The sequence below is a fragment of the Bariatricus sp. HCP28S3_D3 genome, assembly GCF_052065755.1.
In the GTDB taxonomy this organism is placed as follows: Bacteria; Bacillota; Clostridia; order Lachnospirales; family Lachnospiraceae; genus Allocoprococcus.
This window is the reverse complement of sequence record NZ_JBQHTK010000060.1, coordinates 1-6043: the sequence shown is the minus strand read 5'-3', so window position 1 is coordinate 6043 and position 6043 is coordinate 1. Positions and strand designations below refer to the sequence as shown.

The 6043-nt window shown below is 38.0% G+C and carries 10 protein-coding genes and 1 pseudogene; all 11 read right to left on the bottom strand.

Features of this window, described 5'->3' with window-relative positions:
• Positions 1-200 precede the first annotated feature (200 nt).
• Entirely contained in the window at positions 201-617 is a 417-nt protein-coding gene (locus ACTNB3_RS17480; RefSeq protein WP_441027224.1) for a YjdF family protein, read from the bottom strand.
• Between the two features lie 236 nt (positions 618-853).
• The gene (locus tag ACTNB3_RS17475) at positions 854-1525 is read right to left on the bottom strand and encodes a class I SAM-dependent methyltransferase (protein WP_441027222.1); all 672 of its coding nucleotides are present in this window, start codon (positions 1523-1525) and stop codon (positions 854-856) included.
• Positions 1526-1800: 275 nt separating this feature from the next.
• Positions 1801-2325: a GNAT family N-acetyltransferase gene (locus ACTNB3_RS17470; protein WP_235249066.1), complete on the bottom strand. Its 525-nt coding sequence runs from the start codon at positions 2323-2325 to the stop codon at positions 1801-1803.
• A 44-nt stretch (positions 2326-2369) separates the two neighbouring features.
• On the bottom strand, positions 2370-2975 hold the full coding sequence (locus ACTNB3_RS17465; protein ID WP_441027220.1) for a YczE/YyaS/YitT family protein: 606 nt from the start codon (positions 2973-2975) through the stop codon (positions 2370-2372).
• Positions 2965-3279 carry a nitrilase-related carbon-nitrogen hydrolase gene (locus ACTNB3_RS17460; protein ID WP_441027218.1) on the bottom strand — a complete coding sequence of 105 codons (315 nt, stop codon included), beginning with the start codon at positions 3277-3279 and terminating at the stop codon, positions 2965-2967. The genes ACTNB3_RS17465 and ACTNB3_RS17460 overlap by 11 nt, the downstream gene beginning before the upstream one ends.
• Before the next feature lie 52 nt (positions 3280-3331).
• On the bottom strand, positions 3332-3697 hold the full coding sequence (locus ACTNB3_RS17455; protein ID WP_055298413.1) for an ACT domain-containing protein: 366 nt from the start codon (positions 3695-3697) through the stop codon (positions 3332-3334).
• A gap of 44 nt (positions 3698-3741) precedes the next feature.
• Positions 3742-4176, bottom strand: a complete 435-nt coding sequence (locus tag ACTNB3_RS17450; protein WP_441027216.1) for a flavodoxin family protein — start codon at positions 4174-4176, stop codon at positions 3742-3744.
• Entirely contained in the window at positions 4097-4612 is a 516-nt protein-coding gene (locus tag ACTNB3_RS17445; protein ID WP_441027214.1) for an N-acetyltransferase, read from the bottom strand. The genes ACTNB3_RS17450 and ACTNB3_RS17445 overlap by 80 nt, the downstream gene beginning before the upstream one ends.
• 28 nt (positions 4613-4640) lie before the next feature.
• On the bottom strand, positions 4641-4913 hold the full coding sequence (locus ACTNB3_RS17440) for a hypothetical protein (protein WP_441027212.1): 273 nt from the start codon (positions 4911-4913) through the stop codon (positions 4641-4643).
• A gap of 202 nt (positions 4914-5115) precedes the next feature.
• Entirely contained in the window at positions 5116-5526 is a 411-nt protein-coding gene (locus ACTNB3_RS17435) for a peptide deformylase (protein WP_262655210.1), read from the bottom strand.
• Between the two features lie 109 nt (positions 5527-5635).
• Positions 5636-5932, bottom strand: a pseudogene (locus ACTNB3_RS17430) (DUF188 domain-containing protein); the annotation flags it as partial.
• Positions 5933-6043 lie beyond the last annotated feature (111 nt).

The following is a 6043-nucleotide window of genomic DNA, read 5'->3' as shown; positions in this document are numbered from 1 at the left end:
GATCGCAGAATAACCAATAGTAATTAATCAACCTGCTGAGCTTTGCTCAGTTTGAAGCGGAATGGCGCTCCGTTCCTCTGGAACGGATGCGCAGTTCTTGCGGAATATGCATCCATTATCATTCCTTACATAAAAATTTACCATCAAAATCATATATTTCATTTCAAATAGTCCCAATATGAGAAAAAAGCCAAGAGGCACTAATGCCCCTTGTGCTTTTCCCGTTTCTTTTGCTGTTTTTGTTCAAACATTCGCAGTTGATCCGCTTCTCTCTTCTCGCGGCTTCTCACTTTACGCTCCTGCTTATTTTGTTCCTGTTGTAACTTCAACGCCTGCTGCGATTTTGTTCCTATGCCTGTTTCCTGCATCTGTTTTTTCGCTTCGCGCTGTATTCTTTTGGGATTTCTTTTTGTCTCCTTTACAACAGTATCAACAGCCGGACCGAATTTCAAACTGAAATAGTATCTTTGAATATATTCCTGAATTTCATAAACCTTCGGCTCTGCACCAAAAGTCACCTTTGCTACAGTCAGCCTGCTATTTTCAATATGTTCGAATACACCCACCCAAAAAGGCTCTTCAAAGTATACTGTCAGTTTTCCATTTACTTTGTCCATAAGAATCCCTCCTAAATATTTGTTGAACAAAGGATGGACAACCCGGAGGGGCAGGTTACTTACCCTATTAAAATAGGACGGCTGGGCTACCTACCAGCTCTAGCACATTTTTTCAATGCACATTGCGTTTTTATCTTTGCTTTTATAATCAAGCCATATGGCATGATTAACATTTTAATCAATCAACTTCCTATAGATTCAGATCTGAAATATGGAATCTGTAGTTATCATAATAATTACTTAAATGCCATAATGACAGAGAATTTGTGATAAGAATAGATGCACTTGACTTCTGAAAATCCACATCTGTCCAGCATTTGTATTTCTGTTTCTACAGAACACTCCTTATCTAATTTTCTTCGTTCTTTCCATAATTCGATATCCCGTTCAGTCAATCCACTAGAATACAACTGACTCTCCCAATATGTATCAAATAAGTCATTCATCACAGGTGTATCCGCACAAAACTGATCATAATTCACGAATATTCCATCCTCTGGCAGCATGTCATAAATCTTTATAAACAATTTTTCTTTTTGAGCATCATCCAAATGATGAATGGATAATGCTGATATAACAGCATCAAAATCATCTTCAGGAAGTGTCTTTGTATAATCCATTATTATATGCGCGACATTATTTAATCCAAAAAACCTCTTTCTCGATACATCAAACATTTCGTCAGCTATATCAACCAATATATATTCCGCTGACGGGCATTGTTCATACCAGTAAAAAGACAGCAAACCTGTTCCTGCCCCTAAATCCAGTACTCCCTTTGGCTTCTTTATACTTGAAAGAACAAATTTTGTTGAATTTTCATAGAAATCATCAAAACATGGAATGAACTTTTTACGATTACAATCATATTCTTTAGCTATTGAATTAAATTGCGCTTCTATATTCATAAAGGTATCCTCCTCGGCTTACATATTCATTCTACATTATCTTTCATTTTCCTGATAGGCAAATTATTCAGCTGAATGTGTCCGTTTTATAGCTTCTGAGTCAATCGCGCAGCGAACACCACATAACGAAATAAACGGATCGTAACACCATTTCTGATGTCACGCTCTGAGTGTATCGCGCTGGTAAGAAATGATCCCTTTTGATCAGCAAATTTATTCGGCAAACTGGAATTTGTTTGTACAATGTTCAAGATATAACTGTTATTATGTCTTGATTAGAGTACAAACTCATATAAGAGGAACTTCCTCGGTACTCCAATATCAACATATGTGATTTCAACCTTATCCACATACTTAAATCCAAACGACATATACATTTTCTGTGGAATATCATTTCCCTCTATGCAATCAAGACGAATTGATTTAAGGTTTCTTTCCCTTGCTGTGTCTATTGCGTGTTGAACTAACTGCTTCGAGTATCCACGACCTCCATATTCCGGAAGGACACGCAAGGCATGAAGAACTACTGTCTCGTTATCATTTGCATCAATAAGCCATTTAACTGCATGATACGCCTCATCACGATCATGATTCATAATATACGCCGCAACAATTCGACCATCTTCAATACCGATAAACTGATTTCTCTCTTTGATTGCATCTTTGATCATTTCATCTGGAGGGAAACCACCTTTATCTCCCTCCGGCAGAAAATCTTTTCCGCTCAAAACTTTACACATACCGTCATAAAACTGTCGCAATTCTATAAAATTTTTCTCTTCTGCATATCTGATAATCATAGAAATCTATCCCTCCAACTTCTAAGTTGTATGTTTCTTTACTATCATATCTTTAAAACTTGTTTTGCTTTCGCATTAACAAATTGGATAATTGGGCCTGAAATGATAACTGTAATAAGCGTGCATACACCAAACTTTCCGCCAATCAAAACACCTGTAACAACAACCAAAATATCCAATGCCATTCGGACAAATTTAATCTGCCAGTGATTTTTTTCTGCTAAAGCAAAAGTGACTGCCTCATAGGAGCCTCTACCAAGGGATGCCGACGCATATAGTCCTGTTCCGACAGCAAACAAAACCACTCCTAACAACATAATTAAAAAATTGATCCACTTATAGGTACTGTAAATATGGCAGTTAGCAAACAAATCTACACAGGTACTGTATACAATCTGGTACAACACAGTTCCTATATGAATCTGACTTTTATCGTAAATGAGCGCAAACAAAATCATTCCCAATGCTACAACAAAAGATGCTGTGCCAATGCTTATGTGAAATGTTCTTGCAATCCCCTGCCACAGCACCGCAAGCGTAGCTCCGCCAAATCCAGCATACAGTGCAAGTGTAATTCCATAAGCCGTAATTATAGAACCTATTACAAGGATTGCCAATTTCTTTAGTGTTTTTTTATTGTTATTTTTCATTGACTTTTAATTCAAGTACATCCGGACGGGCATAATGTCCGATTGCATCATGCTCCATTTTGCAGGCGGCAGGCAAATTCATATCAAGTTCTGCGTAAATGATAGTTTCTTTATCCCAGACAGGTTTTGTCAAATAATGCCCATATGAATCAATAATGTAGCTTCCTCCTCTGCACACAAGTCCTGGAAGTTTAGATACGATATTATACTCCTGCAGATCAGAAGGGTATGAACTGCGTCTGATAATCATATCAGTGTTGATAAAGAAACATTTTCCTTCGATTGCAATATGCTGAACTTTCATGCTAATAATTCACTCCTCGTATAATTTTCTTTGGGTTTAAAGCATCTGAAATCTATATCACTGTATATCCGGCATTTAATAATACAGCTAATGATTTTTCAAAATCCGCATCTTTCACTAAAATATAATCTGTGTTGAATGTAGATACCGCAAAAATTCCAATTTTATTATCTGCAAGTATTCCAGACAACTTTGAAAGAATGCCAATGAGTGAAAAATCCAAAATTCCTTGAATACGGAAACCACGCCACCCATCTTCACGTTCTATTGTGTTTTCAGGAACGTCATTTGTTTCACACACAAGAGAAATTTCTTCATCTGTTTTACCAATGAAGTAGAATTCCTTGCTTAAATCTATATCATCAATGTTTTTGACTTTACATACCGTTAGCAACCGCTCTAATTTATTTAATACCAGCAAATTACTCTCCTCCACAAATCCCGATTTTCTTATCGTTCTGATCACTGCACTCCAGCCACGAAGGAGACCGCTGCTTTCAGATCTTTTTCATCCGGATGTCCTTTTGCAATACCTCCCACCAATTTAAACGGTCCAAAAGTGTCATATCCTTTACAGCCAAATTTTCCAATAATGTCCGTTTTCTTTTCTTTCAAAATAACTTCCAGTGATTTATATGCTGCATTTCCACCATAAGTACAGATCATAAATACCTTTTTATTTTCCGGCAGATTTTCTGAAGCAAACTTTAAGATTGTCTGATGAAATTTTGAAAAATAAATACCGGATGCAAAACCAATCCGGTCATAATCCGACAAATCTGCCTTTGGCTGCTGCACGGCATCAATCAGATCAACCTTACATTCCTCTGCAATTTTCTCCACCAGTTTCTTTGTATTTCCATGATGTACAGACGCATAAACAATTACTGTCTTCATTTTTACCTCCCGCCTGACGATGCCATTCCATCGTATATTCTTCTTCTGATGTATTTTCATCTATTTTCTGATTCACAATTTTAAATCCACGATGCTGATAGAACACTACCGCTCTCATATTTTTCTTATACACGTTAAGATTCAATTGATCCTTTAACTTCATAACGGTGCGAAGCAGCTCTGTTCCGATTCCTTTTGATTGTTCTTTTGCCTTTACAAAGATCCCGGCTATATAAGTATCTGTTAAACCAATAAATCCCTGAATCTTCTCATTTTCTTCTGCCACAAATACTTCTGCTTCAGGAATCAGTTTTCTGACCATATCATAATTCTTTTTCCAGTAATCTGCTTCTATAAAAGAATGGCTCTCAATATTTGCATGAAGCCATAAGGACATTACTTCGTCCAGATCTCTTGTTTCAAATCTTCGAATCATTTTCTTATTCCATAATAACTAAACTTTTTTACAGCCCATTTCTGTAAATCTCATTGATCACCGCCTGGGCATGTTCCATTTCTTTTTTCTGGATGATTGCATCTCTGTCACTTAAGATTGCAAGCATCTCATCCACCAGATCCTCGATTCGGGGATCGCTTACCCGGTACAAATAGCCAAGCATCCGGGTGGCGGTGTAATCTGTATTCATATTTTTAAAGGCAATTTCTGCACAGAACTCTTTGGGATATCCTCTGTCCAGCAAAACCTTGTATAATTCATTGGTTCGTTCCGATGCCATAATCGATCACTCCCGTAATTTTATTCAAGACTCGCTCGCGAGTCTTGGCGCGGGATTCGGGTCTGCAAAGCAGACAAAACACTAATCCGAATCCCTGCGCATCCTCGCGGAGCGTATATCAGATGGGGATTGACACCCGCCACTGATATATATTTCTTGTTCACCGCCTGAAGAAGCGGAAGTCATATTCCATCTGTTATACTTAAATTAAAATTCCTTCCAGATGATCCAACTCATGCTGACAAATCTGTGCTGTCCAGCCGCTGAGTTTCTGTCGCTGCTTTTTCCAATTCATATCATAATATTCCACTTCGATATTTTCATATCGTGTTGTTTTCCTCACACCGGTAAGCGATAGACATCCTTCTTCTGTTTCATATGGAGTATCCTTGCTCAGAAGAACCGGATTAAACATCACAACATCTACGAATCCCATATTTACAATGATCACCCTCTTTTTCACACCAATCATATTTGCAGCCATACCTACACAACCGGCACGATTTGCCTGTAAAGTGTCCTGTAAATCCTTTCCTACCTGCAGATCTGCCTTTGTAGCAGGTTCTGATTTTTGTCCCAGAAAGAACACATCTTTCATTATCGGTTTTACCATCTTTCATTCCTCCATGTCATATTATCTCTTTTTCAATCCCTCCGAACCATATAGTGATTATATCAACAATATTATATTTCTACCATAGCGAGCTTTTTTCATTCTCATTCTAATTTTGTCTCAGTAGGGGATTTCGATCTACTACTGAGATGAGTTTCTCCAAAGATACTTCAAATCGTTGATCATCTTCCTCCGTCCGTTTTGCCGGACCTTTCAAATGATGCTTTTTCTTTACATTTCTTGCCTTCTTCGCCAGATGACGTTCCATCAGCATCTGGTCGATATTTTCATTTGTATACCATTTACCGCTCTGATGAATACCGTAAGCACTTTTTCCCAGAATCATTGCAGCCACACCATAATCCTGTGTTACAACAATATCACCCTTCTGGCACAGACTGACCAGTGTGACATGCTCCCACTACTTAAGCCCTAAAGCTTTGAAGTAGGGGCTTCTTACTCAATAACCCGATAGGGCTAAGTATCAATAAGCTATCCCCGCGTGCCCCGCGGTTCT